General features: G+C 63.4%; 25 protein-coding genes. 7 read left to right on the plus strand and 18 right to left on the minus strand.

The annotated features are described in order from the left end of the window. Nucleotides 1-11: 11 nt before the first annotated feature. The 3 genes from EN874_RS03690 to EN874_RS03700 all read right to left on the minus strand — a co-directional run bounded on the left by EN874_RS03690 (nucleotide 12) and on the right by EN874_RS03700 (nucleotide 2,982). Nucleotides 12-1,421 (minus strand): pyruvate dehydrogenase complex E1 component subunit beta, encoded by a 1,410-nt coding sequence (locus EN874_RS03690; protein WP_127424099.1) that lies wholly within the window; start codon nucleotides 1,419-1,421, stop codon nucleotides 12-14. Nucleotides 1,422-1,436: 15 nt separating this feature from the next. Then, nucleotides 1,437-2,483: a pyruvate dehydrogenase (acetyl-transferring) E1 component subunit alpha gene (gene pdhA / locus EN874_RS03695; RefSeq protein ID WP_126089297.1), complete on the minus strand. Its 1,047-nt coding sequence runs from the start codon at nucleotides 2,481-2,483 to the stop codon at nucleotides 1,437-1,439. A gap of 175 nt (nucleotides 2,484-2,658) precedes the next feature. After that, on the minus strand, nucleotides 2,659-2,982 hold the full coding sequence (locus EN874_RS03700) for a septum formation initiator family protein (protein ID WP_126089298.1): 324 nt from the start codon (nucleotides 2,980-2,982) through the stop codon (nucleotides 2,659-2,661). 215 nt (nucleotides 2,983-3,197) lie between these two features. Between EN874_RS03700 and EN874_RS03705 the strand changes: the two genes are divergently transcribed. After that, nucleotides 3,198-3,716 (plus strand): MarR family transcriptional regulator, encoded by a 519-nt coding sequence (locus EN874_RS03705; RefSeq protein WP_245513435.1) that lies wholly within the window; start codon nucleotides 3,198-3,200, stop codon nucleotides 3,714-3,716. After that, nucleotides 3,713-4,309, plus strand: a complete 597-nt coding sequence (locus EN874_RS03710) for a gamma carbonic anhydrase family protein (RefSeq protein ID WP_127424101.1) — start codon at nucleotides 3,713-3,715, stop codon at nucleotides 4,307-4,309. Before EN874_RS03705 ends, EN874_RS03710 begins: the two co-directional genes overlap by 4 nt. Nucleotides 4,310-4,473: 164 nt before the next feature. Here EN874_RS03710 and eno read toward each other — a convergent pair whose 3' ends face one another. The 9 genes from eno to EN874_RS03750 form a co-directional block, all read right to left on the minus strand. Then, complete coding sequence (gene eno / locus EN874_RS03715; RefSeq protein ID WP_127424102.1) at nucleotides 4,474-5,748, minus strand: phosphopyruvate hydratase; 1,275 nt, start codon at nucleotides 5,746-5,748, stop codon at nucleotides 4,474-4,476. Between the two features lie 380 nt (nucleotides 5,749-6,128). Continuing rightward, on the minus strand, nucleotides 6,129-6,494 hold the full coding sequence (locus EN874_RS03720; protein ID WP_127424103.1) for a PRC-barrel domain-containing protein: 366 nt from the start codon (nucleotides 6,492-6,494) through the stop codon (nucleotides 6,129-6,131). 72 nt (nucleotides 6,495-6,566) lie between these two features. Beyond that, complete coding sequence (locus tag EN874_RS03725; protein WP_127424104.1) at nucleotides 6,567-6,773, minus strand: dodecin family protein; 207 nt, start codon at nucleotides 6,771-6,773, stop codon at nucleotides 6,567-6,569. 100 nt (nucleotides 6,774-6,873) lie between these two features. Beyond that, a complete protein-coding gene (gene kdsA / locus EN874_RS03730) occupies nucleotides 6,874-7,719 on the minus strand; it encodes a 3-deoxy-8-phosphooctulonate synthase (protein ID WP_127424105.1) in 846 nt (281 codons plus the stop codon). Next, the gene (locus tag EN874_RS03735) at nucleotides 7,716-8,591 is read right to left on the minus strand and encodes a VOC family protein (protein ID WP_127424106.1); all 876 of its coding nucleotides are present in this window, start codon (nucleotides 8,589-8,591) and stop codon (nucleotides 7,716-7,718) included. The genes kdsA and EN874_RS03735 overlap by 4 nt, the downstream gene beginning before the upstream one ends. An 80-nt stretch (nucleotides 8,592-8,671) precedes the next feature. Further along, nucleotides 8,672-8,962 carry a Dabb family protein gene (locus tag EN874_RS03740; RefSeq protein WP_126089306.1) on the minus strand — a complete coding sequence of 97 codons (291 nt, stop codon included), beginning with the start codon at nucleotides 8,960-8,962 and terminating at the stop codon, nucleotides 8,672-8,674. Nucleotides 8,963-9,063: 101 nt separating this feature from the next. Then, nucleotides 9,064-9,198 carry a hypothetical protein gene (locus EN874_RS34785; RefSeq protein WP_281058947.1) on the minus strand — a complete coding sequence of 45 codons (135 nt, stop codon included), beginning with the start codon at nucleotides 9,196-9,198 and terminating at the stop codon, nucleotides 9,064-9,066. Between the two features lie 170 nt (nucleotides 9,199-9,368). Next, nucleotides 9,369-11,342: a bifunctional 2',3'-cyclic-nucleotide 2'-phosphodiesterase/3'-nucleotidase gene (locus tag EN874_RS03745; RefSeq protein ID WP_127424107.1), complete on the minus strand. Its 1,974-nt coding sequence runs from the start codon at nucleotides 11,340-11,342 to the stop codon at nucleotides 9,369-9,371. A gap of 130 nt (nucleotides 11,343-11,472) precedes the next feature. After that, entirely contained in the window at nucleotides 11,473-12,738 is a 1,266-nt protein-coding gene (locus EN874_RS03750) for an NAD(P)/FAD-dependent oxidoreductase (RefSeq protein ID WP_127424108.1), read from the minus strand. Nucleotides 12,739-12,911: 173 nt separating this feature from the next. On the opposite strand from EN874_RS03750, the gene EN874_RS03755 reads away from it, so the two are divergent. Next, nucleotides 12,912-13,574 (plus strand): 5-formyltetrahydrofolate cyclo-ligase, encoded by a 663-nt coding sequence (locus EN874_RS03755; protein WP_127424109.1) that lies wholly within the window; start codon nucleotides 12,912-12,914, stop codon nucleotides 13,572-13,574. Between the two features lie 3 nt (nucleotides 13,575-13,577). On the opposite strand, the gene EN874_RS03760 is transcribed toward EN874_RS03755, so the two are convergent. Beyond that, entirely contained in the window at nucleotides 13,578-14,051 is a 474-nt protein-coding gene (locus EN874_RS03760) for an Lrp/AsnC family transcriptional regulator (protein WP_059188527.1), read from the minus strand. Nucleotides 14,052-14,264: 213 nt separating this feature from the next. Between EN874_RS03760 and ald the strand changes: the two genes are divergently transcribed. Beyond that, complete coding sequence (gene ald, locus EN874_RS03765; RefSeq protein WP_127424110.1) at nucleotides 14,265-15,380, plus strand: alanine dehydrogenase; 1,116 nt, start codon at nucleotides 14,265-14,267, stop codon at nucleotides 15,378-15,380. A 419-nt stretch (nucleotides 15,381-15,799) separates the two neighbouring features. On the opposite strand, the gene EN874_RS03770 is transcribed toward ald, so the two are convergent. Beyond that, nucleotides 15,800-16,267 (minus strand): DUF1203 domain-containing protein, encoded by a 468-nt coding sequence (locus EN874_RS03770; RefSeq protein ID WP_127424111.1) that lies wholly within the window; start codon nucleotides 16,265-16,267, stop codon nucleotides 15,800-15,802. A 207-nt stretch (nucleotides 16,268-16,474) separates the two neighbouring features. On the opposite strand from EN874_RS03770, the gene EN874_RS03775 reads away from it, so the two are divergent. Beyond that, nucleotides 16,475-16,885 carry a GFA family protein gene (locus EN874_RS03775; RefSeq protein ID WP_127424112.1) on the plus strand — a complete coding sequence of 137 codons (411 nt, stop codon included), beginning with the start codon at nucleotides 16,475-16,477 and terminating at the stop codon, nucleotides 16,883-16,885. 48 nt (nucleotides 16,886-16,933) lie between these two features. Here EN874_RS03775 and EN874_RS03780 read toward each other — a convergent pair whose 3' ends face one another. The 4 genes from EN874_RS03780 to EN874_RS03795 all read right to left on the minus strand — a co-directional run bounded on the left by EN874_RS03780 (nucleotide 16,934) and on the right by EN874_RS03795 (nucleotide 20,279). Further along, a complete protein-coding gene (locus EN874_RS03780; protein WP_127424113.1) occupies nucleotides 16,934-17,497 on the minus strand; it encodes a GNAT family N-acetyltransferase in 564 nt (187 codons plus the stop codon). 5 nt (nucleotides 17,498-17,502) lie between these two features. Continuing rightward, the gene (sseA, locus tag EN874_RS03785; RefSeq protein ID WP_127424114.1) at nucleotides 17,503-18,354 is read right to left on the minus strand and encodes a 3-mercaptopyruvate sulfurtransferase; all 852 of its coding nucleotides are present in this window, start codon (nucleotides 18,352-18,354) and stop codon (nucleotides 17,503-17,505) included. A gap of 147 nt (nucleotides 18,355-18,501) precedes the next feature. Then, nucleotides 18,502-19,245, minus strand: a complete 744-nt coding sequence (locus EN874_RS03790) for an alanyl-tRNA editing protein (RefSeq protein ID WP_127424115.1) — start codon at nucleotides 19,243-19,245, stop codon at nucleotides 18,502-18,504. Then, the gene (locus EN874_RS03795; RefSeq protein ID WP_127424116.1) at nucleotides 19,245-20,279 is read right to left on the minus strand and encodes a cysteine synthase A; all 1,035 of its coding nucleotides are present in this window, start codon (nucleotides 20,277-20,279) and stop codon (nucleotides 19,245-19,247) included. The genes EN874_RS03790 and EN874_RS03795 overlap by 1 nt, the downstream gene beginning before the upstream one ends. A 294-nt stretch (nucleotides 20,280-20,573) precedes the next feature. Here EN874_RS03795 and EN874_RS03800 point away from each other — a divergent pair, with 294 nt between their 5' ends. Then, nucleotides 20,574-21,422, plus strand: a complete 849-nt coding sequence (locus EN874_RS03800) for an SDR family NAD(P)-dependent oxidoreductase (protein WP_127424117.1) — start codon at nucleotides 20,574-20,576, stop codon at nucleotides 21,420-21,422. A 173-nt stretch (nucleotides 21,423-21,595) separates the two neighbouring features. Then, the gene (locus EN874_RS03805; protein WP_127424118.1) at nucleotides 21,596-22,585 is read left to right on the plus strand and encodes an alpha/beta fold hydrolase; all 990 of its coding nucleotides are present in this window, start codon (nucleotides 21,596-21,598) and stop codon (nucleotides 22,583-22,585) included. Nucleotides 22,586-22,596: the final 11 nt, after the last annotated feature.

Raw genomic sequence — 22,596 nt, forward strand, 5'->3', positions numbered from 1 at the left:
CGCGTTGTTTCCTAGCGATAGGTAACAGCTTTGACCGCCTCGACGACCTCGCCGACATTGGGCAATGCCAGCTTCTCGAGATTCGCCGCGTAAGGCATCGGCACGTCCTTGCCGGCGATGGTGACGACCGGCGCATCGAGGAAGTCGAAGGCGCGCTGCGACACCTGGCTGGCGATGTGGTCGCCGACCGAGCTCTGCGGGAAGCCTTCTTCCACCACCACGAGGCGGTTGGTCTTCTTTACCGAGGCGATGACCGTGTCGAAGTCGAGCGGACGGATGGTTCTCAAGTCGATGATCTCGGCATCGATGCCCATGCCGCGCAGTTCGGCTTCCGCCTTGATGGCATAGGTCATGCCGATGCCGAAGGAGACGATGGTGACGTCCTTGCCCTGCTTGTGGATGCGCGCCTTGCCGATCGGCAGCACGAAATCGTCGAGCTTCGGCACGTCGAAGGAGTGGCCGTAGAGGATTTCGTTCTCGAGAAAGATGACCGGGTTCGGGTCGCGGATCGCCGCCTTGAGCAGGCCCTTGGCGTCGGCCGCCGTATACGGCATCACCACTTTCAGGCCCGGGATATGGCTGTACCAGGCGGCATAGCACTGCGAGTGCTGCGCGGCGACACGGGCGGCTGCGCCGTTCGGCCCACGGAAGACGATCGGCGCGCCCATCTGGCCGCCGGACATATAGAGCGTCTTGGCGGCCGAGTTGATGATCTGGTCGATCGCCTGCATGGCGAAGTTGAAGGTCATGAACTCGACGATCGGCTTCAGCCCGGCCATGGCCGCGCCGACGCCGACGCCGGCAAAGCCATGCTCGGTGATCGGCGTGTCGACGACGCGGCGCGGGCCGAATTCCTGCAGCAGCCCTTGCGTGATCTTGTAGGCGCCCTGGTACTCAGCAACCTCCTCGCCCATGACAAAGACGTCGCCGTCGCGGCGCATTTCTTCAGCCATCGCATCGCGAAGCGCCTCGCGCACGGTGGTCGAAACCATCTCGGTGCCGGCGGGAATGTCAGGATCGGCCGCGACTTCCGCTTTCGGTGCGGCCGCGACAGGTGCCGCAGCTTCGTTCTTGGCCGCACCCGGCGCTGGCGCAGCCGCGGCTGTTTCAGGCTTGGCTGTTTCAGGCTTGGCAGGCTCTTCTTCGCCGATGCCTTCGCCGGCCTTGTCGACGTCTTCGCCGTCCACCGCAAGCACGGCTATCACCGCGTTGACCTTGACGCCCTCGGTACCGGCGGGAACCACGATCTTGGCGAGCGTGCCTTCGTCGACGGCCTCGACTTCCATCGTCGCCTTGTCGGTTTCGATCTCGGCGATGACGTCGCCGGCGACAACCTTGTCGCCTTCGCTCTTAAGCCATTTGGAAAGATTGCCCTCTTCCATGGTCGGGGAAAGCGCGGGCATGAGAATCTCGATCGGCATGTCCTTGCCCTCCCTTTAAAGTACGATGTCGGTCCAGAGCTCGGACGGATCCGGCTCGGCGTCGTTCTGGGCGAATTCAGCGGCATCGGCGACGACGTCGCGAACCTCCTTGTCGATTGCTTTGAGCTCGTCCTCGCTCGCCCACTTCTTGTCCATCAGCCGCGCCCGGACCTGCTCGATCGGGTCGTGCTCGGAGCGCATCTTCTGCACTTCCTCCTTGGAGCGGTATTTCGCCGGATCGGACATCGAGTGGCCGCGATAGCGATAGGTCTGCATCTCGAGGATCAGCGGGCCGTTGCCGGCGCGGCACCATTCGGCGGCGACCTCGCCGGCAGCCTTGACCGCGCGCACATCCATGCCGTCGACCTGAATGCCGGGGATCTTGAAGGAAGCGCCGCGGTTGGAGAAGTCGGTCTCGGCGGACGAGCGCGACACCGACGTCCCCATGGCGTAGCGGTTGTTCTCGATGATGTAGATCACCGGCAGCTTCCAGAGCGAAGCCATGTTGAAGCTCTCGTAGACCTGGCCCTGATTGGCGGCGCCGTCGCCGAAATAGGTCAGCGAGACATTCTTGTTGTCACGATAGCGGTTGGCGAAGGCGAGACCGGTGCCGAGCGACACCTGCGCGCCGACGATGCCGTGGCCGCCATAGAAATGCTTCTCCTTGGAGAACATGTGCATGGAGCCGCCCTTGCCTTTCGACAGGCCGCCGCGGCGCCCTGTGAGCTCGGCCATGACGCCGCGCGGCGACAGCTCCATCGCCAGCATATGGCCGTGGTCGCGATAGGCGGTGATCATCTGGTCGCCCTCGATCAGCGCCATCTTCATGCCGGTGACGACGGCCTCCTGGCCGATATAGAGGTGGCAGAAGCCGCCGATGAAGCCCATGCCGTAGAGCTGGCCGGCCTTCTCCTCGAAGCGGCGGATGAGCAGCATGTGCCGGTAGGCGGCTAGCTCTTCGTCCTTGGTGAATTCGGCTGGCTTGGGGGTGGAAAGGCTCGACGATTTGCCGTCGGATCTGGATTTGGACTTGGCAGGCGCTTTTCTGGCGGCGGTGGCCATGCATCACTCCCTGTTGGCGTCTCTTCGCGGACATTCAGGGAGAGCGATCGTCTCCCAAACGATTTGAGCGAGGCTAACACGCAAGGATGCATTGCGCCATGCTGAAAAATGCATGGCTGGCATGCATCTAAGCGGTTAGAATCATTGCGAATAAGTGCGATTAACCAAAATGAGGTTATTTCGTTGGGGCGGGCAGCATTATGGTGATTTCATCCGGCTGGGACAGATTGAGCGCCTTTCGGGCCTGCTCGTCAAGCATATCCTTCTCCAGCGTGCCTTCATGCATGAGCTGGACACGGCGTTCGAAGTCGACCCGGCGCGCCTTGACGGCGTCGAACTGGGCCTGCAGTTCGGCCGCCTGGGCCTGCAGCCGATACTTGGAGTAGATGCCGAACTCGCCGTGATAGGCATGGAAGCCGAAATAGGCGAGAAACAGCACGCAGAGCGACGGAATGATCAGCCTGCCGGTGTTTCTCTGCTTGTGCTGACGTGTCCACATGACCCGAACCCTCGCGGCCGCGAACGCATGCGGCGGTCCGAATCTTTTCGCCCGATTGTGCTTAACGGACGGTTACGGGCCCATGGAATCGGCGAGCGGGAATGGCCTGGTCCGGCAGGTCGCATCCTGTCGCCTATCTGGTTGCTCAACGCGTTCGCGATCGCCGCGCGCGAGAAAGAAGTTGATCCTGCTCCAAAATGATATATGCATACGCTATGCAACAATTGGACGCCAACAAGCTCGGTGCGCTCGGCGCGATGATTCGCGACAGGACGGAAGCGTCCTTGCGAGAGCTGTCACCGAGCGCGGCGGCGGTGCTGTCGATGCTGCATTTCAAGCCGGGGCTGACGACGACCGAACTCGCTGAAATTGTCGGCGTCAGTCAACCGACCGCTGTGCGCTTGATCGACGGGCTGGAACGGCAGGCGGTGATTGTGCGTGGCAAACCGAAAGGTCGTGTCACGCCGCTGACGCTGACGGAGAGCGGTCACGCCCAGGTCAGGCAGATGCAGGCTCTCCGGCTCGCCATGCTCGACGGACTGCTGTCCGCACTGCAGCCGGACGAGCGGCAGCGCTTTGTGTCCATGGTGGATAAGATCCTTGCCGGCGCGACGACTTCCCGCGCCTTCGCCAGGACAACGTGTCGCCTCTGCGAGCATGACCTTTGCGGAGCTGAGGTTTGCCCGATCGGCTGTCGCGCGGCTGAGATCGAGAAAGAGGAGAGTGTTCGATGATCATTTCTTACGGTGGGCATGAGCCGGCCATCGACGCCGATGCGTGGGTCGCCCCGGACGCCACCGTGTGTGGCGATGTCGTCATTGGCGCCGGCAGCCGGGTCATGCATGGCGCCCGCCTTGTGGCGGAGGCAGGCGGCTCGATCCGCATCGGCCGCAACTGTATCGTGTTGGAGAATGCCGTGATCCGCGCCACGGAACACCACCCTTGCACGATAGGGAGCCATTGCCTCGTCGGCCCCAATAGCCACGTGGTTGGCGCAGAAGTCGCGGACGAGGTCTTCATCGCCACGGGCGCGGCGGTTTTCCATGGTGCGCACATCGAGCGTGGCTCGGAGGTCCGCATCAATGGCACCGTTCACCTGCGTACCCGCCTCGAGCCCGGCACGGTCGTGCCGATCGGCTGGATCGCGGTTGGCGATCCGGCTCGGGTCCTGCCCCCGGACCAGCATGAGGCAATCTGGTCCGAGCAGAAGCCGCTCGATTTCCCAGGCTTCGTCTACGGCGTCGACCGAAGCCTTCCCGATGTGATGCAGAAAATAACGGGGAACCTCTCGGCGGCGCTGAGCGTGCATCGCACGGAAAGCGTGTGAGCGGCGGCAGGCCTTTCACAGGATCAGTGCATGTCGCCAAAAACGCGCCGCAGCTTGGCGACGACATGCATCCAACCTCAAGGTGCGCCGCCTGAGGTGATGCGGCGCCCCTGGCGGGCTGGACGAATCATCTGCCCGTCACGTTCCCCGGAAATTGCTCAGGATCAGTCCTTGAACACCGACTTGCCGGCGTAGCGCGCCTGCTTGCCGAGCTCTTCCTCGATGCGGATGAGCTGGTTGTACTTGGCCATGCGGTCGGAGCGCGACAGCGAGCCGGTCTTGATCTGCCCGCAATTGGTGGCGACCGCGAGATCGGCAATGGTCGAATCCTCGGTCTCTCCCGAGCGGTGCGACATGACGGCGGTGTAGCCGGCCTTGTGCGCGGTCTCGACGGCATCCAGCGTCTCGGTCAGCGAGCCGATCTGGTTGACCTTGACCAGGATCGAGTTCGCAACGCCCATGCGGATACCGTCGCGCAGGCGTGCCGTGTTGGTGACAAACAGATCGTCGCCGACGAGCTGGGTCTTCTTGCCGATCAGGTCGGTCAGGATCTTCCAGCCCTCCCAGTCGTCCTCGGCAAGGCCGTCCTCGATGGTGACGATCGGATAGTCGGAAGCGAGCTTGGCAAGGTATTTCGCCTGCGCCTTCGGATCGCGCGTCTTCTTCTCGCCCTCATAGACATAGTTGCCGTCCTTGAAGAACTCGGTCGCCGCGCAATCGAGGCCAAGCGCCACGTCCTCGCCGGGCTTGAAGCCGGCCTTCTCGATCGATTCCATGATGAAATCGAGCGCGGCCGGCGCGCTCTTCAGGTTGGGGGCGAAGCCGCCCTCGTCGCCGACATTGGTATTGTGGCCGGCGTCCTTCAGCTTCTTCCTCAGCGTGTGGAAGATCTCCGAGCCCCAGCGCACGCCGTCGCGCAGCGTCGGCGCGCCGACCGGCAGGATCATGAACTCCTGGAAGTCGATCGGATTGTCGGCATGGGCGCCGCCATTGATGATGTTCATCATCGGCACCGGCAGGACATGCGCCTTGGCGCCGCCGACATAGCGGTAGAGCGGCAGGCCGGCGGCGTCGGCGGCGGCCTTGGCCACCGCCAGCGAAACGCCGAGAATGGCGTTGGCGCCGAGACGGCTCTTGTTCGGCGTGCCGTCGAGCTCGATCATCGTCTGGTCGATATGGATCTGGTTCTCGGCTTCCATGCCGCCAATCGCCTCGAACAGTTCGCCGTTCACGGCCTCGACCGCGCGCTGGACGCCCTTGCCGAGATAGCGCGGCCCGCCGTCGCGCAGCTCCACCGCCTCATGCGCGCCTGTCGAAGCGCCCGATGGCACCGCGGCGCGGCCCATCGAACCGTCTTCCAGCACCACGTCGACCTCGACGGTCGGATTTCCACGGCTGTCCAGGATTTCACGCCCGACAATGTCGATGATGGCGGTCATTTGCGATGTCCCCGATTGATCGATTGAAGCGACGCGCCCCTCTTAGCCAAAGCACCGCAAAAGGCAATCGGGCCGCCCGCAATTATTGCCGGCGGCAGGATTCACGAAGCGCAAATTTCTGTCATCATAAGTCATGCCGGCCACGGGCGCCTTCTGGGTTATGATTCGTGCTGCGCGGGGCGAAACAGGAGGAGTTTCGCCATGTCCCAGTTGAGCGGTATCGTGAGTTTGTTTCTGATCGCGGCGGCGTTCCTGACTTCATGCGACAGTCAGAAACCCCAGCAGAGCTCGGTGGAGTTCTTTCATGCGGCAGAATAGTCCAACGCCAAGGCCCCGGTTTTGCCGGGGCCTTTTCTATTCCAGCCAGCCGCTTGCGCTGGTCAATGCCAGTAAGGCTTTACGTGATAGTACTCGAAGGACGCATCGCGGGCCGCCTCGCCGTCGCCGCCGGTCAATTCCTTGATTGAGTAGGCCGGCGCCGCCTTGAGCTGGTCCTTGGTGAACGGCACGACGTAGCCGCCCTTGTCCGCGTCATAGTCGAGGCTCGCCCACGGTATTGCGTGATATTTCTCGCCCATGCCGAGGAAACCGCCGAAGCCGATGACCGCGAACATGATGCCATTCGACATTTTGTCCAGCATGACATCCTCAATGCTGCCAATGCTGTTGCCTTCGGTATTGTAGACCGAGGTGCCGATGACGCGCGAGGCGGCAATGGCTTCGGTATGCCCAGACGGGGTAGTCATGGTGGTGCTCCTCTCGATTCAATATCTGCTTGGACAATGAGAGGATCAGGCGAAGGTTCCAGACTTTGTTGCTTAGCTGTCGGTCAGGATGAAGGTCACCTTCATGTTGACGCGATAGGCGGCAATCTTGCCGGCCTGGACGACGATCTTCTGGTCCTGGATCCAGGCACCCTCGACGTTCTTCAGGGTCTTTGCGGCGCGTGCGATGCCCTTCTCGATCGCGTCCTGAAAGCTTTTCTTGGACGACGACGTGATCTCGGTGACGCGGGCGACAGACATTGGCTTCCTCCTGCCAAGACGCTCAGTTGCGCAAACGAGCCTACAGCCGGCTTACTGCAACCACAAGCCGACCCAGGATTCGCCGGGACACCTGCAAATGTCAGTGCCCCTTGGCGACGCGGTCGAACGCCATCAGCTTTTCCAGCAAAGCCGGCATGTCCTTGAGCGGCACCATGTTGGGGCCGTCGGAAGAGGTCGAGTTGTCCGGATCATCGTGGGTTTCGATGAAGACCCCGGCAACGCCGACGGCGACGGCCGCGCAAGCCAGCGTTGCGACGAAGCGCCGTTCACCGCCGGAGGAGCCGCCCTGCCCGCCCGGCTGCTGCACGGAATGGGTGGCGTCGAAAATCACTGGAGCACCGATCTCGGCCATGATCGGCAACGCGCGCATGTCCGACACAAGCGTGTTGTAGCCGAACGAAGCGCCACGTTCGGTGGTCAGCACGTTCAGGTTACCGGAGCCGGTGATCTTGGCGACGACATTCTTCATGTCCCACGGTGCCAGGAACTGGCCCTTCTTCACATTGACAACCTTGCCCGTCCGCGCAGCCGCGACAAGCATGTCGGTCTGTCGCGACAGAAAGGCCGGAATCTGCAGCACGTCGACATGCGGCGCTACGATCGCGCATTGCTCCTCGGTGTGGACGTCCGTCAGCACGGGGACGGAAAACGTCTTGCGCAAATCGTCGAAAATGGGCATCGCCGCCTCGAGGCCGGCGCCGCGCGTGGCCGAGAGCGAGGTGCGGTTGGCCTTGTCGTAGCTGGTCTTGTAGACGAGGCCGATGCCCAGCCGCTCGGTCAGTTCCTTCAGCGCGCCGGCCATGTCGAAGGCGTGCTGGCGCGATTCGAGCTGACAGGGGCCGGCGATCAGCGACAGCGGCGCATTATTGGCGAAGACGACCTTGCCGACGGTTACCGATGCATTGGGCGCCAGGGGCTCACTCATGGGATCTCCCGAAATATGAAGGCAGCGCCCTGACCGGGCGCCGGCGGCACGATGATATCGCTGCCGCTCATGTTGTGTTCGATTGCGTTGGCTACAAGCAGATCAGCGGCATCAGCCGTGCTGCGGGTCGACAAAACGATGGCTGCAAAACGCAGGTCAGAAGCGCCCCCTGCCGGAATGCCGAGGTGGGAGGCAACTGCATCAGGCCTCAGGATGGAGACGGTCGCGTTGGGCAACTCAACCTTGTCACCGTCCTTCGCGACCTTGCCGGCTGCGGTCGACACCAGCCCGGCCCGGCTCGAAGGCTCGTCGCTGACAGCAATGATCTCGACAATGCCGGTTACCCCATTGGCATGCGCCTGCAGGGCGGTGCGGTCGATCTTCGGCGCGTTGATGCGCTGACAGGCGAACAGGAACGCGTCCGTTGCCTTTCTATCGGCCACGAACGCCAGTTTGAACGATGCCGTGTCGCTTTTGCCCGTGGTGTCGGTGAAGACGCGCGAAAAGCTCAGCATATCGCCGGCCGACAGGCCTGCTTCGACATAGCGCACCTGGTCGGCATCGGCATCCGCGGTCCCGAACACGATCGCAGAAAAGCCGTCGTCGCCAAGCTTGTGGCGGTAAAGGCGGTCTCGCGCGACAAAGACATTACCTTCGTCGATCGCCTTTCCGGCCGCTTTCTGGTCGCCGACGGCCAGCGGCTCCAGATAGGTGCCGTCAGCGAAAAAGACGCATGCGTTCTCGGTGCCGAAAGGATGGACGCCGGTCGGCGCGACGACAAAGCCGAGCGACGAGAGACGCTGCCTTGCGACATCGAGGCTCAGCGTCGGCAGAACCAGGTGGTCGAGCGGATGGGTCGAAGTTTCGATCATACCGGCGCGGTTTGCCCCATTCCGGAGAGCGGTTCAAGGTCCGCCGTTCAAGGCATTGACGGAGGCGCGGACTGCCCGGCTCAGGCGGCGGCCACGACGTCGGCTGAATAGCGCAGCTCGCGCAAGGGCTTCACCTTGCTGGTCGTCTCCGCATAGATCGGATGCGCCTTGTAGGCGGCGAGAGCGGCCTCGTCCTCGAACTCGGCATAGACAACCACATCGATCGCGTTCGAGAACAGATCGACCTTGGTGTTGAGCGTGACCTCGAAGTGTTTCGAATGCGGGATATTGCCCAGCGCCTGCAGCCCTGACCGCACGGCCTCCACATCCTCTTTGCGCCGCACGCTGAAGAAAACGATGTGCCGGATCAATCCAGCCTCCTTGATCGACCGATGAGCGCGTTTTTGTGGGAGCAGGGCCGTCGCGTCAACCGGCAACGATGTCGCGCCTGCCGTCCAAGCGGCGTCGGACCTCAGGCCGCGCCGGTGACAAAGCGCACGATGCGCGACATCTCCCTGACGGTCGCATCGAGATAGTAGCCATGGTTGTAGAGGCCATCCCAGATCAGGAAGAAGGTGATGGCGACGATGACGATCACATAACGCATGGCTAAAACTAACGCATGTCTCCAGCCGTAACCAGAGCGCCCCCGGCGGCAATTCTCCGGGGCCACCGCTTTTTGCGCCTTCATGCGTTCCCAGCAGTTTGGTGCGCCGGTCGCGGCAGGCGTGCCACGGAATCGAGCCTTCGCCCTTGTCGCCCTGGCCGCGAACGAACTCAAAGGGTGATGCGGTATTTGGCAAATCCCGCCTCGCCCTCGCCCGCCGGCTCGATTTTCAGGGATTTCACCTGATCGACAAAATCCTTCGCCCTGAGGCCGGTCTCGAAGACGACGCTGGCGCCGGCCAGCGGCGCGAACGACCAGTTGCCGTCCGCCGACGGATTGATCGTGCCCTCGTCGATGACGTAGCGCACGATGACGTCGCGGTTGGTGTCCGGCGCCTCGTAGATGATCTTCGAGGCGTTGATGTCGGGGAAATTGCCGCCGCCGGCGGCGCGGTAGTTGTTGGTGGCGACCACGAATTTGGCTGCCGGATCAATCGGTTTGCCGTCGAACCTCAGGTCGACGATACGGCTGGAGCCGGCGTTCGCCACGCCGCCCTTGGAATCGTATTTCGGCGGCTGCGACAGGTCGATCCTGTACGTGACGCCGTCGATGATGTCGAAATTATAGGACGGGAAGTCGGTGTTGATCAGCGGCTGATCGGCCTTGCCCGGCTCGATCCTGTTGAAGATGCCGGCCGACATTTCCAGCCATTCCTTGACCTCGGCGCCAGTGATTTCAACGGCCCGTACCGTGTTCGGGTAGAGGTAGAGGTCGGCGACGTTCTTGATGGCGATGTCGCCGACCGGAACGTCGGTATAATAGTCGGCGCCGTTGCGGCCGCCGGCCTTGAAGGGTGCAGCCGCTGAAAGCAGCGGCACGTCCTTCCACTGCGTGCTCTTCAATATGTCCTTCAGGTACCAGCTCTGCGCCTGGTTGACGATCTGCACCGACGGATCGTCGGCGACCAAGGCGAAATAGGAATAGAGCGGCGCGGACGTCTTGCCGACGGGGCGGCGGACATAGGCGAGCGTCGCCTCATGATCCTGCTCCAGCGCCGCGATGATGCGCTTGTCGTCGGGCACGGTCGCCTTGTTCTTGTTGTCGACGCGCTCGTAGATCGGCCGCGCTTCGGAGGTCGCCGAGACGACCCGCCATTTCGAGCCGTCGCGCTCCAGCAAAAGGTCGATCAGGCCCATATGCGAGCCCCAGAAGCCGCCCATCACCGCCGGCTTGCCCTGCAGCGTGCCCTTCTCGGTATCGACGCCTTCGAGCGACTGGAAGTCCTTCTTGCCGGGGAAAACGAGATGCTGGTGGCCGGTGAAGACGGCGTTGATGCCCTCGACGCCAGCGACGAAGAAGGAGGCGTTTTCCATCTTGTCGCCCTGATTGATGTCGATGCCCGAATGCGAGAGCGCAATCACGATGTCGGCCCCCTCTTCCCTGATTTGCGGTACCCAGGCCTTGGCCGCTTCGACGATGTCGCGCGTCTGGACGTTGCCTTCGAGGTTCTTCAGATCCCAGACCATGATCTGCGGCGGTACGAAGCCGACGACGCCGATTTTGATCGGCCGCTCGGCGCCCGAGCCGTCCTTGATCTTCTTGTCGAGGATGACATAGGGCTTGAGGTAGAGCTTGTCGTCGCGCGGGTTGGCGGCAAGCGTGGTGCCACGGATCAGGTTCGCGCACACGAACGGGAAACTGGCGCCGGCCAGCACCTTGTCCAGGAAGGACAGGCCGTAGTTGAATTCGTGGTTGCCGAGCGTCGAGCATTCGTATCCGAGCAGGTTCATGCCCTTCATGATCGGATGCAGGTCGCCGTCCTTCATGCCCTTCTCATAGGCGACGTAGTCGCCCATCGGGTTGCCCTGCAGCAGGTCGCCGTTGTCGATCAGCATCGCATTGGTGGCTTCCTTGCGCACCGCGTCGATCAAGGAAGCCGTGCGCGACAGGCCCATCGTGTCGTTTGCTTTGTCGGCGTAGTAATCATAGGGGAGCAGGTTCACATGGATGTCGGTGGTTTCCATGATCCTGAGATGCGCCTGATTGGCAGCGGCGCGGGCTGAGAACGGATGCAACATGATCAGCGCTCCGGTGGCGGCGGCTCCGGCCAGCAGCGAACGGCGGGTGATGAGCGGTTGTGACATTGCTTTCCTCCCTCTTCGACAACGTGACAACCCCTGCCCCGGATACGGAGCATGGCTCTGAAGGCACTTTGAGTCCACGTCTGCTGATCGCCTGTTGATCACGACAAGGTGACGCGTCGATGAAGGCAAATCAGGCTTTGTCGTCGTCGCCCTGGGTGATCAGCCGGGCGCTGCGCTGCCCGGTGAAATAGATCCATAGCCAGCTAAGCGAAACCGCGAGCCGGTTGCGGAAGTCAATCAGGAAATAGATGTGGGCGATGCCCCAGAGCCACCAGGCAAGCCAGCCGGTGAGCTTGATCCAGCCGAAGTCGATCGCCGCGGCGCGCTTGCCGATCGTCGCCAGGTCGCCGTCATGCCGGTAGCGAAACGGACGCTGCGCCGTATCGCCGCCGAGCCGCGCCCTGATGGTCGCGGCGACATGCTTGCCCTGCTGCTTGGCCGCGGGTGCAACGCCCGGCACCGGTTTCCCATCCGGCCGCAACAGATGCGCGGTGTCGCCGATGACGAAGATCTCCGGACTGCCCGGGACGGTGAGACCGGGCTCGACCAGCACCCTGCCCGCCCGGTCGGCCGATGCTCCCAGCCAATCCGCCGCCGGCGAAGCAGCAACGCCTGCCGCCCACAGGATGGTCTTTGCCGGCAGATGCGTATCGCCGAAGACGACGCCCTCGGCATCCAGTTGCGTGACGGCGCGGCCAAGCTCGACCGTCACGCCAAGCCGCTCCAGCGCTTTCTGGGCGTAGGCCGAGAGTTCCGGCGCGAAATTGGCGAGGATCCGGTCGCCGGCCTCGATCAGCACCACGCGCGCCTGCCGCGTGTCGATGTTGCGGAATTCGCCGCGCAGCGTGTCATGTGCAAGCTCGACAATGGTCCCGGCAAGCTCGACGCCGGTCGGGCCGCCGCCGACGATGACCAGCGTCAGCAAGGCCTGGCGCTTGGCCGGATCGGTCTCGCGCTCGGCCTCTTCGAAAGCGAGCAGGATGCGGCGGCGGATCGTGGTGGCATCCTCAAGCGTCTTCAGCCCCGGCGCGAAGGGCTCCCATTCGTCATGGCCGAAATAAGCGTGGCGCGCGCCGGTGGCGAGCACCAGCGTGTCGTAGGCAACCGAGCTGCCGTCTTCCAGCAGAACACGTTTGCCGGCGCGGTCGACGCCGGTGACTGTGCCCAGAAGTGTCGTCACATCCTTACGCTTGCGCAGCAAATGACGGATCGGCCAGGCGATTTCCGAAGTCGCCAGCGAGGTGGTCGCCACCTGGTAGAGCAGCGGCTGGAACAGGTGATGATTGCGCCTGTCGATCATGGTGATGCGCACCGGTGCGCCGGCCAGAGCACGGGTGAGTTCGAGGCCGCCGAATCCCGCGCCGACGACCACGACATGATGCTTGGCTTCGTCCATTTTCAGTCACCTCGCCAAACCAATCCAACTGCCTAGATGTAAGCATTTTTGTGCACTGCAACAACATCGCTGCCAGCCACTCCCTGCCCGGGAGTCGTCGCCCGGCGTCGTGAATGCGCACGCCGCGCCCGGAGCGCCGGGTATAACGTGGAGCGAAACGATAGGAGCAAAGCATGGCCGACAACCGCGATGACGAAGGCCCCGCCCAATACGCCTCGCCGCCTTGTTTCATGCACGAGCTCGACCCTGCTTATCAGATGCCGCTCACCGATTGGACCGATGTCAGGCGCTGGCGCAAGTCAGAGCGCGAACGGCTGATCGGCGCGCGGCTTGCGGTTTCGGCCGATGCGCGCGCGGCAATGTCACAGCGGATAGCCGAGAGCCTCGACGCCCTGGTCGGCGACATTGCCGGCCGCATGGTCAGCCTCTACTGGCCGTTCCGCGGCGAGCCGGACCTGCGCGGCTGGATGGCGTCGATCAACGCGCGCGGCGGCCGCACGGCGCTGCCCGTCGTCATCGAGAAGGGCCAGCCTCTGGTCTTCCGCGCCTACACGCCTGGCGACCGGCTGGAGAAAGGCGTCTGGAACATCCCGATCCCGGCCGAGGGCGATTCCGTGCTGCCCGATATCGTGATCTCGCCTGTGGTCGGTATCGACCCCCGCAACTACCGGCTCGGCTATGGCGGCGGCTTCTACGATCGCACGCTTGCCGCCCTGCCGTTCAGGCCGCTGGTGATCGGCGTCGGCTATGAATTGCAGCGCATCCCCACCATTTACCCGCAGCCGCACGATATCCCGATGACGACGGTGGTGACCGAAGCGGTTGGAGGTCGATGACGGCTAGGCCATCTCCGGCCTCAATCCGACCGCCGTCCGGTCGACTATCTCGCGCAGAGCGAAGGACGAATTGATCTTCGTCACGTGCGGCATGGCCGACAGCCATTCCTTGTGGATGCGCTCATAGTCGGCAAGGTCTTTCGCCGCGATGCGCAGGATGTAGTCGTATTCGCCCGACATCAGGTGGCAGGAGAGCACGTTCGGGCAGCGTTTGATCGCCGCTTCGAAATCGGACAGCGTCTTCTCGAATTGTCCTGACAGCGATATATGCACGATCGCCGTCATCTGATGCCCGAGCGCGGCATTCGACAGCCGCGCGTGGTAGCCGCGGATGGTTCCGGATTTCTCCAGATTGTCCAGGCGCCTGGAGCAGGCGGATTGCGACAGGCCGACCTTCTCGGCAAGCGCAGCGTTGGGTATCCGGCCATCCTTCTGCAAAGTCTCCAGAATGGCGATATCAATCCTGTCGAGCGGCATTCTTCGTGATTCCTGCGAATATTTTGGAAATTTGCGCAACGATTATCGAAGATGGCGACCTGCTGCAAGCGCATTCGCAAACACATACGGAACGATTCGTGATTGACTGCGTCTATTGCATGTCGCCCGAAATCGCGCGGCGGTTTTGGCACTGATGGCATGCTCGGAAATGTCAGGGAGAGCGCCCTTTCAAGGGCCGGACAGGAGAAGAAAATGCGCGTCGGCTGCCCCAAGGAAATCAAGAACCATGAATACCGCGTCGGCCTAACGCCCGGCTCGGTCCGCGAATATGTCGCGCACGGTCACGAAGTGCTGGTCGAGACGGGCGCCGGTGCAGGCATCGGCGCCGACGACAACGCCTATCGCGGCGCCGGCGCCACGATCGCCAAGACGGCCGCCGACGTGTTCGCCAAGTCGGACATGATCGTCAAGGTCAAGGAGCCGCAGCCCAATGAATGGGTGCAGCTGCGCGACGGCCAGATCCTCTACACCTATCTCCACCTCGCTCCGGATCCGGAGCAGACCAAGGGTCTGCTCGCTTCGGGCGTCACCGCTGTCGCCTATGAGACGGTGACCGACGACCGCGGCGGCCTGCCGCTGCTCGCGCCGATGTCGGAAGTCGCCGGCCGGCTGTCGATCCAGGCCGGCGCGACCGCGCTGCAGAAGGCCAATGGCGGCCGCGGCGTGCTGCTCGGAGGCGTGCCCGGCGTGCTGCCGGGCAAGGTCACGGTGCTCGGCGGCGGCGTCGTCGGCCTGCATGCGGCCAAGATGGCCGTCGGCCTCGGCGCCGACGTCACGATCATCGACCGCTCGATCCCGCGCCTGCGCCAGCTCGACGACATTTTCGCCGGCCGTGTGCATACCCGCTACTCGACGGTCGAGGCACTGGAAGAAGAGTGCTTCTCGGCCGACGTCGTCATCGGCGCCGTGCTGATCCCGGGCGCCGCCGCGCCCAAGCTCGTCACCCGCGAAATGCTCTCCGGCATGAAGAAGGGTTCGGTGCTCGTCGACGTCGCTATCGACCAGGGCGGCTGCTTCGAGACCTCGCACGCCACGACCCATGCCGAGCCGACCTATGAGGTCGACGGCGTGATCCATTACTGCGTGGCCAACATGCCGGGCGCGGTGCCGGTCACTTCGGCGCATGCGCTCAACAACGCGACCCTGCACTATGGCCTGCAGCTTGCCGACAAGGGCCTGAAGGCGTTGGTCGACGACCACCACCTGCGCAATGGCCTCAATGTCCACAAGGGCAAGATCACCAACCGCGCCGTGGCCGAGGCGCTCGGCTACGAAATGGTCGAGCCGAAGGCCGTGCTCGCCGCCTGACATCCGGCCAGAACTTCCTCCTGTCGCGCCCGCCGGTCATTCCGGCGGGCTTTTTCTTGCGCGCAGACTGGTTCCGTCCGGAATCCGGGCAACAAAAAAGCGGAGCAAAAGCCCCGCTTCCTCGATGTTGCGATCTGTCGCCGGTCCATCCGCGGTCGACAGCTCATCAACCATTACTTTTTAGCGCAGTAGTACGACGGGAATACGACAGTCCCGACAGGCAACCCGATTTGCATCTTCCAGCCCTTGTGTGAAATGCTTCACATTCGCACCGCGTGAACGACGCCTAGACACGTACCGTTACTGGTGGCTTGAGCTGTTTGCCGGGTCGGACAAGGCCCGGCCCGGACAGCACTTGCCGACAGCTTCTGTCAGACCCTCCAACGGCCCGCCTGACCATCGGCGGGCTTCTTTTTGGGTCATGCCCGCTCGATGCGGCATTGATAGCAATTGTTCCGCGCCGAGCGGACATGGATGTAGGCGATGTCGTCGCGCTCGAACAAGGTCCCGGCGCGCGCCGCGATATCGCCGGTCGCAATGACGGCGCCGCTGCCATAGACGATGCGGTCGTCCTTGCCATAGCCGCGCACGATGTAGTCGCTGCTTTGGAGCATCTCGGGCAGCGCATCCGCCTCCGCGGCGCGTTGGCATTCGCCCGTATGCAAAAAGATCGGCCCGGTCTCGGCGTAAGGCTGAAGTTCCGGGAACGGCCGGTAGGCAAGGATGAGATAGCCCTCGCCTTCCGCAACGTTCTTCATGCAATGCCGGCATGGCACGCCGTCGCCGTCGGAGATCCGTTGTTCGGGCGCGCGGCCATAGGCGTCGGGTCCTCCCCGCTGCAGGGCGCGCACGGCTTCAGTCGGCAAGGCTTTGAACTGGATGCGCATGGCAAATCTCCGATGGCGTTGACCGGAAATTATGCCCGGGCGGTCGCGTCTCCCACCCGATTCCTGCCAAGCGGCCCGCGCGCCTTACTCGGAGCGCATATAGCGAATCCGAAATCCCAACACTGAAGTTATCGAACTCGCCAGACAGGGCGTTCCGCGCCATGATCATCGCTGTGCAGGCGGCTGGAGTCTGGCGATGGTCCGAGCATGATTACCGGGGGATGCCTGTGCGGCGCAGTCCGCTACGAGAGCCGCGCCGAGGCTATCACCGCGCGGCTGTGCTGGTGCCGCTTCTGCCAGTATATTGCGGCCGGCAACGCGGCGGTGAGCGTCTGTTTCCTGACGGCGCACTTCAAGGTCGCCGGCGAGATGCGCGATTACGAAAGCGTGGCCGATAGCGGCGACAGGATGCACCGACGCTTCTGCCCAGCCTGCGGCGTGCATCTTTTTAGCGAGGCCGAGTCGCGCCCGCATCTGATCTTCGTGCGCGCGGGCACGCTGGACGACCCGAACATGATCAGGCCGACAGCGACGATCTGGACGAGCATGGCGCCCGCCTGGGCCTGCATCGACACCTCGCTGCCCACGTTCGAGGCCCAGCCGCCGCCGGTGGCGTAGGCCGGCATCGATGAAGGCGACCGATCGACCTCTTGCTACCCGCGCTGACTACGGCCGCATGACGCTTGCCGAGCGCTCGGCGAAGGTCAGCGGATGCACGACCTCCTTCTTCTGCGCCACCGGCGTGAAGCCGAGCTTCTGGTAAAGCGGCAGCGCCGCCGGATGGTCCAGCGTGCAGGTCTGCACCGTGACGCGCTTCGGCCCATACGACCATGCAGCGGAGATCGCCGCCCCCAGGAACCAGCGGCCGATGCCTTGGCCATGCGCATGTTCCATCATGCCGAAATAGGCGAGTTCCACTTCGTCCGGAAGATGCGGCTTGAGGTCGAAGAAGCCGGCTGGGGAGCCGTCAAGGTAAAGCACCCTGATGTCGCGGTCCTCGCGATGCAGGCCGGCGGCCAGTTCCTCGTCGCTCAGTCTCAGCACATTGACCCAATGCCATTTGCGCCCGACGCGATCCATCAGGTAGCGATAGAAATGCAGCGGGATGTCCTTGGTCTTCAAGAGCGCGATCTGGCGGTTGTACGGCAGCGGCGGCGATGCGGCCGGTGGTGCGTGCATTTCGAGGAATGTGACCGTGACATCGATATCCTCCGGCACACCATTTTCCATCGCCATCATTCCTTGCCCGTCACGACGGGGGTATCGCTGAGCCCGCCCCATTCGGTCCAGGAGCCGTCGTACAGCCTGTTGTCGGTATGGCCAAGCGTCTCCAGGGCCAGCGTGATCGCCGCAGCGGTGATGCCCGATCCGCAGGAAGTGACGACCGGCTTCGAAAGATCGATGCCGGCATCCTCGATGACCTTGCGCAAGCGGTCTTTGGGCAGTAGCTCGCCATTCTCGGCGAGCGCGGCGACCGGAACATTGTGAGCGCCCGGCATATGGCCGGAACGGACGCCGGGACGCGGCTCCGGATCGGTACCGGCGAAGCGCCCTGGAGAGCGCGCATCGGCGATCTGACTTTCCCCGCTTCCGACGATCCGGCGCATCTCGTCGAGGCCGACGACCCGGCCGGCATCGAAATCGGCGTAAAAGACGCAAGGCGCTATCCTGGTCTGCTCCGCCGTCACCGGCCGCCCTTCCGCCTGCCAGCGGTCGAAACCGCCGCCCAAGATGTAGACCTGGAAGACCCCCATGACGCGGAACATCCACCAGGCGCGCGGCGCTGAAAACAAGCCCGGGCCGTCATAGACGACGATGGTGTCGTCGGCCGAAACTCCCATGGAGCCGACATATTGGGCGAAGTACGGGGGCGAAGCCAATGTGTGCGGCAGCTTGGATTCCGGGTCCGAAACGGCGTCCTGGTCGAGGAAGCGGGCACCGGGAATATGGGCGGCGACGTATTCGGCGTGCGCATTGCGCTTTTGCGCCGGCAGGTACCAGGAGGCGTCGATGATGGTGAGTCCGGGCGTTCCCAGCCGCTTCTCGAGCCAGTCCGCGTCGACGATGAAAGGGCTGTCTTCGGCCATGTTGCTGCTCCTGTCCGCCTCTCGCGACGCTGCTAGAGCGGTTCAGCTTCTTACAGAATCGCTGATCCGCTCTAGGCTTTGTTTTTGCGCAATTCCGGACGGAAAACCGCTACGCACTTTTCCTGGAATTGCTCTAGCCTTCGCCCGTCAATTCGTCGGCATCGGTCCGAAGCGGATGCGGAAGCGCCGGTTCTCGCGGCCCTTCTTCTCGATCTTGCCGATATGGATCTCGCCGACCTCGCCGGTGCTCTTCACATGAGTGCCGCCGCAAGGCTGGCTGTCGACCGAGGCATTCTCGCCGATGCAGACCAGGCGGATCCTGCCGGTGCCGACGGGCGGCCGCACGTTCTTCGACTTCACAAGCCCGGGATTGGCGGAAAGTTCCTCTTCGGTGATCAGCCGGGTGAAGATCGGATAGTCGGCGCGCACGAGCTCCATCAATCTCGCCGTCACGTCCTCCTTGGTGAAGCCCGCATCGGGAATGTCGAAGTCGACGCGGCTGTCGTCCTCGGCGACCGCTGCCCCGGTGATCGGAAACGGACATACGACGGTGAGCAGATGGCAGGCGGCGTGCATGCGCATGAGAAGATGCCGCCGCTGCCAGTCGATGTTGAGCCTCAGCCTTTCGCCGACCGAAGGCAGCGCCTGTCCTGGCGTCGGCACATGGATGATCTCGTCCTTGGTCTCGCCGGTGATGGTGGCGGCGATCGCGATGCGGCTGCCGTCGGCGCGTTCGAGCAAGCCGGTATCGCCAGGCTGCCCGCCCGACGTGGCGTAGAAGATGGTGCGGTCGAGAAGGATGCCGCCCCGGTCGTTGATGGCCACGACTTGCGCGTCCGCAGTCTTCAGATAGGCGTCGTCGCGAAACAGCGCTTCGGTCCTCTGCGCCATCACGCCACCTTTTCGAACGGCACCGAGATGTCGGCCTTCTCTTCCATCCAGCCCGGCACCGGCAGGTTCTTGCCGCGCAGGAACTCGGGATTGAACAGCTTCGACTGGTAGCGCGTTCCATAGTCGGCGAGGATCGTCACGATAGTATGGCCGGGGCCGAGCTCGCGCGCCAGCCGGACGGCGCCGGCGATGTTGATTCCGGTCGAGCCGCCGACGCAGAGCCCCTCTTCCTGGATCAGGTCGAAGATGATCGGCAACGCTTCCTCGTCCGGGATCTGGTAGGAGAAGTCCGGCGTGAACCCGTCGAGATTGGCGGTGATGCGGCCCTGGCCGATGCCTTCGGTGATCGAGCTGCCGTCGGATTTCAGATCGCCGCTGGTGTAGAAGCTGTAGAGGGCGGCGCCGAGCGGATCGGCAAGCGCGATCTTGACGGCCTTGCTCTTGGCCCTGAGCCCGATCGCGACGCCGGCGAGCGTGCCGCCGGAGCCGACGGCCGACACGAAGCCGTCGACCTTGCCGCCGGTCTGGGTCCAGATCTCCTCAGCCGTCGTGCGGATATGGCCGTCGCGGTTGGCGACATTGTCGAACTGGTTCGCCCAGATCGCGCCGTTCGGCTCCGACCGAGCGAGCTGCTCGGCGAGCCGCCCCGAAAGCTTCACGTAGTTGTTGGGGTTCTTGTACGGCACGGCAGGCACCTCGATCAGCTCTGCCCCCAGGATCTTGATCGTGTCCTTCTTCTCCTGGCTCTGCGTGTCGGGAATGACGATGACGGTCCGGTAGCCGAGCGCCTTCGCGACCAGCGTCAGGCCGATGCCGGTGTTGCCGGCGGTGCCTTCGACGATGACGCCGCCCGGTCGCAGCAATCCGCGCTGTTCGGCGTCCCTGATGATGAAGAGGCCCGCACGGTCCTTGACCGATTGCCCCGGATTCATGAACTCGGCCTTGCCCAGGATCTCGCAGCCGGTCGCGTCCGAGGCCTTGTTGAGCCGGATCAGGGGAGTGTTGCCGATCGCTTCGATCACGTTACGGGGCATCCAGGATTCCTTTGTGCATGCGGCGAGACCCTAGAAACCGGAAGCCGCGGTTTCAAGGCAAGATTTTGCCTGGTCCAGTCGCATTCCGGACGCTGCAATGCTCGCGATCATTTCGGCGATGCACCCAAAAGCGCTCTTTTCATCGGATTTCTTCGCCGCTAGAGCACTAATGCTTTGCGCGTCCGACCGGACGCGCAAAGCTGTAGGACTTTAATCTGGCGCATGATTCCTTTCCGAAAACCGGTACCGGTTTTCGGGGTCATGCGCCGACCCAGACAACTCGCAGGGCTTTCAATGACACTTTACCGGGCCAACCCGAAAGACGGTGTCGCCTGGATCACGGGCGGCAGCAGCGGCCTCGGCCGGGCGCTGGCCAAGGACCTCGCGCGGCAGGGCTACGCCGTGGCGGTGACGTCGCTGCCGAGTGACCCGGCGGACACGCTGCTGGTCGAGACGGCCCAGATGACCGGCCATGTGAAATCATTCCCCTGCGACGTGACCGACGAGGAAGGCATGGCGCGGACGGCCGCCGCGATCGAGAAGGAGATGGGACCGATCGTGCTCGCCGTCTTCAACGCCGGCAACTACATCGCCACCCCCGGCGAACACCTGGTGGTGCGCGATTTTCACCGTTCCTTCGCCGTCAATTATTTCGGAATCGTCAACGGCCTGGTGCCCGTGGTCGACTACATGCGCGCACGGGCGCGCGGGCATGTGGTCCTGGTCGGATCGGTCACGGCCTATTCCGGCTGGCCGACCACCGCGGCCTATGGCGGCACCAAGGCGGCGATCAACATCCTGGCGGAATCGCTGAAATACGACTTCGACAAGATGAATATCCGCATCCAGGTGATCAACCCGGGCTTCGTCGACACCCCGCTGACGGAAAAGAACACGCTGCCGATGCCAAGCCTGATGCCTGTGCAACGCGCGTCGCGCCGCATGGCGCGCGGCATCAGGAAGGGCGGCTTCGAAGTCACCTTCCCCTATCACATAAGCTGGCCCTTGAAGCTGCTTGGTCTGTTGCCGCGGCCGATCGGCCGCCTGGTCATCAGCCTTACGACCAGCTGGAAGGTTCGGCCGCTGTTTTTCGATCGCAAGATGCCGAGCGGGATGGGCCCATCATCGGACAAGGCGAAATAAGCCGGCGAAACTGCGATTGCCTGCCGGCGGATGCGGCCATAAAGCGCGTCGCGCTGAAATGGGTTCAGGCGACGCGCTTTATGTCTTTGTTTTTATGCATGTCGTTTTCGCAAAACCGCTGCACACTTTTGCGCGACATGCATTAGGTTGAGTATTGTTGCTTGGAGTCGGCGATGGGGCGACGGATCGTGCTTGCGGTACTGGGTCTCGCCCTCTTTCTGGTCGCTGGTTTCGTTCTCGGGCCACGCGTGGCGGTCGACACGACGATCCGGTTCGATCCTTCCGCGATCGGCGACGATCCGCAGGCCTATCTGGCGCGCGAAGAGGCCGCCGTGCCCAATATCCGCGACGGGCTGGACAAGGAGATCATCTGGGCGAACCCACTGGTTCACGCCAGGACGAAGCTTGCAATCGTCTATATCCACGGCTTCTCGGCGTCGAAAGGCGAGGTCCGCCCGCTGCCGGACGATGTCGCCGACGCGTTGGATGCCAATCTCTTCTACACCCGCCTGACCGGACATGGGCAGGACGGCGCGGCCATGGCCGAAGGCAGCGTCAACGCCTGGATCAACGACTATGAGGAGGCGCTGGCGATCGGCCGTGCGATCGGCGACAAGGTGATCGTGATCGCCACCTCGACCGGCGGCTCGCTGGCGACTTGGTCCGCAACCCAGCCCAGCGCCTCCGACGGCGTCGCTGCAATCGCATTCATCTCGCCGAATTTCGGCGTCAAGGCGTCCGGCGCCGAGTTGCTGACCATGCCCTGGGGCAGAGAGGTCGCCGAGCTCGTCGGCGGCAAGCAGCGCAGCTTTCCGGCGCGCAACCCGCTGCACGAAAGGTTCTGGACCACCAAGTACCCGATGGCGGCAACGCTGCCGATGGCCGCGCTCACCAATCTCGCCTATGGCGCGCCGGTCGAGAAGGCGACCGTCCCTGCCCTGTTCATCTTCTCCGATGCCGACAAGGTGGTGCGGCCCGATCGCACGCGCGAGATCGCCGGCCGCTGGGGCGGCGCCCACGAGCTGGTGCCGGTCGACGACACCGGCGACCCGGACAATCACGTCATTGCCGGCGATGCGCTGTCGCCGCAGACCACGGCCTTTCTTACCGAGCGGATCGTGGTGTGGGTGAAGGCGTTGATGGAGCAGCAATCGGGCCTGTGAAACGAGAAACG

Origin of the sequence: Mesorhizobium sp. M1D.F.Ca.ET.231.01.1.1 (assembly GCF_003999155.2) — a bacterium.
GTDB lineage: Bacteria > Pseudomonadota > Alphaproteobacteria > Rhizobiales > Rhizobiaceae > Mesorhizobium.

Bases quoted from the DNA above. Each gene is read 5' to 3' on its own strand.
- EN874_RS03745 (WP_127424107.1), bottom strand. From the start codon at position 11,342: ATGTCACAACCGCTCATCACCCGCCGTTCGCTGCTGGCCGGAGCCGCC.
- EN874_RS03790 (WP_127424115.1), bottom strand. From the start codon at position 19,245: ATGGCGCAGAGGACCGAAGCGCTGTTTCGCGACGACGCCTATCTGAAG.
- sseA (WP_127424114.1), bottom strand. From the start codon at position 18,354: ATGGCCGAAGACAGCCCTTTCATCGTCGACGCGGACTGGCTCGAGAAG.
- EN874_RS03770 (WP_127424111.1), bottom strand. From the start codon at position 16,267: ATGCGCATCCAGTTCAAAGCCTTGCCGACTGAAGCCGTGCGCGCCCTG.
- kdsA (WP_127424105.1), bottom strand. From the start codon at position 7,719: ATGAGTGAGCCCCTGGCGCCCAATGCATCGGTAACCGTCGGCAAGGTC.
- EN874_RS03735 (WP_127424106.1), bottom strand. From the start codon at position 8,591: ATGATCGAAACTTCGACCCATCCGCTCGACCACCTGGTTCTGCCGACG.
- EN874_RS03800 (WP_127424117.1), top strand. From the start codon at position 20,574: ATGACACTTTACCGGGCCAACCCGAAAGACGGTGTCGCCTGGATCACG.
- EN874_RS03805 (WP_127424118.1), top strand. From the start codon at position 21,596: ATGGGGCGACGGATCGTGCTTGCGGTACTGGGTCTCGCCCTCTTTCTG.
- EN874_RS03690 (WP_127424099.1), bottom strand. From the start codon at position 1,421: ATGCCGATCGAGATTCTCATGCCCGCGCTTTCCCCGACCATGGAAGAG.
- pdhA (WP_126089297.1), bottom strand. From the start codon at position 2,483: ATGGCCACCGCCGCCAGAAAAGCGCCTGCCAAGTCCAAATCCAGATCC.
- EN874_RS03720 (WP_127424103.1), bottom strand. From the start codon at position 6,494: ATGACTACCCCGTCTGGGCATACCGAAGCCATTGCCGCCTCGCGCGTC.
- EN874_RS34785 (WP_281058947.1), bottom strand. From the start codon at position 9,198: ATGCGTTATGTGATCGTCATCGTCGCCATCACCTTCTTCCTGATCTGG.
- EN874_RS03710 (WP_127424101.1), top strand. From the start codon at position 3,713: ATGATCATTTCTTACGGTGGGCATGAGCCGGCCATCGACGCCGATGCG.
- eno (WP_127424102.1), bottom strand. From the start codon at position 5,748: ATGACCGCCATCATCGACATTGTCGGGCGTGAAATCCTGGACAGCCGT.
- EN874_RS03760 (WP_059188527.1), bottom strand. From the start codon at position 14,051: ATGCCGCTCGACAGGATTGATATCGCCATTCTGGAGACTTTGCAGAAG.
- EN874_RS03705 (WP_245513435.1), top strand. From the start codon at position 3,198: ATGCAACAATTGGACGCCAACAAGCTCGGTGCGCTCGGCGCGATGATT.
- EN874_RS03795 (WP_127424116.1), bottom strand. From the start codon at position 20,279: ATGCCCCGTAACGTGATCGAAGCGATCGGCAACACTCCCCTGATCCGG.
- EN874_RS03755 (WP_127424109.1), top strand. From the start codon at position 12,912: ATGGCCGACAACCGCGATGACGAAGGCCCCGCCCAATACGCCTCGCCG.
- EN874_RS03750 (WP_127424108.1), bottom strand. From the start codon at position 12,738: ATGGACGAAGCCAAGCATCATGTCGTGGTCGTCGGCGCGGGATTCGGC.
- ald (WP_127424110.1), top strand. From the start codon at position 14,265: ATGCGCGTCGGCTGCCCCAAGGAAATCAAGAACCATGAATACCGCGTC.
- EN874_RS03775 (WP_127424112.1), top strand. From the start codon at position 16,475: ATGATTACCGGGGGATGCCTGTGCGGCGCAGTCCGCTACGAGAGCCGC.
- EN874_RS03780 (WP_127424113.1), bottom strand. From the start codon at position 17,497: ATGGAAAATGGTGTGCCGGAGGATATCGATGTCACGGTCACATTCCTC.
- EN874_RS03700 (WP_126089298.1), bottom strand. From the start codon at position 2,982: ATGTGGACACGTCAGCACAAGCAGAGAAACACCGGCAGGCTGATCATT.
- EN874_RS03725 (WP_127424104.1), bottom strand. From the start codon at position 6,773: ATGTCTGTCGCCCGCGTCACCGAGATCACGTCGTCGTCCAAGAAAAGC.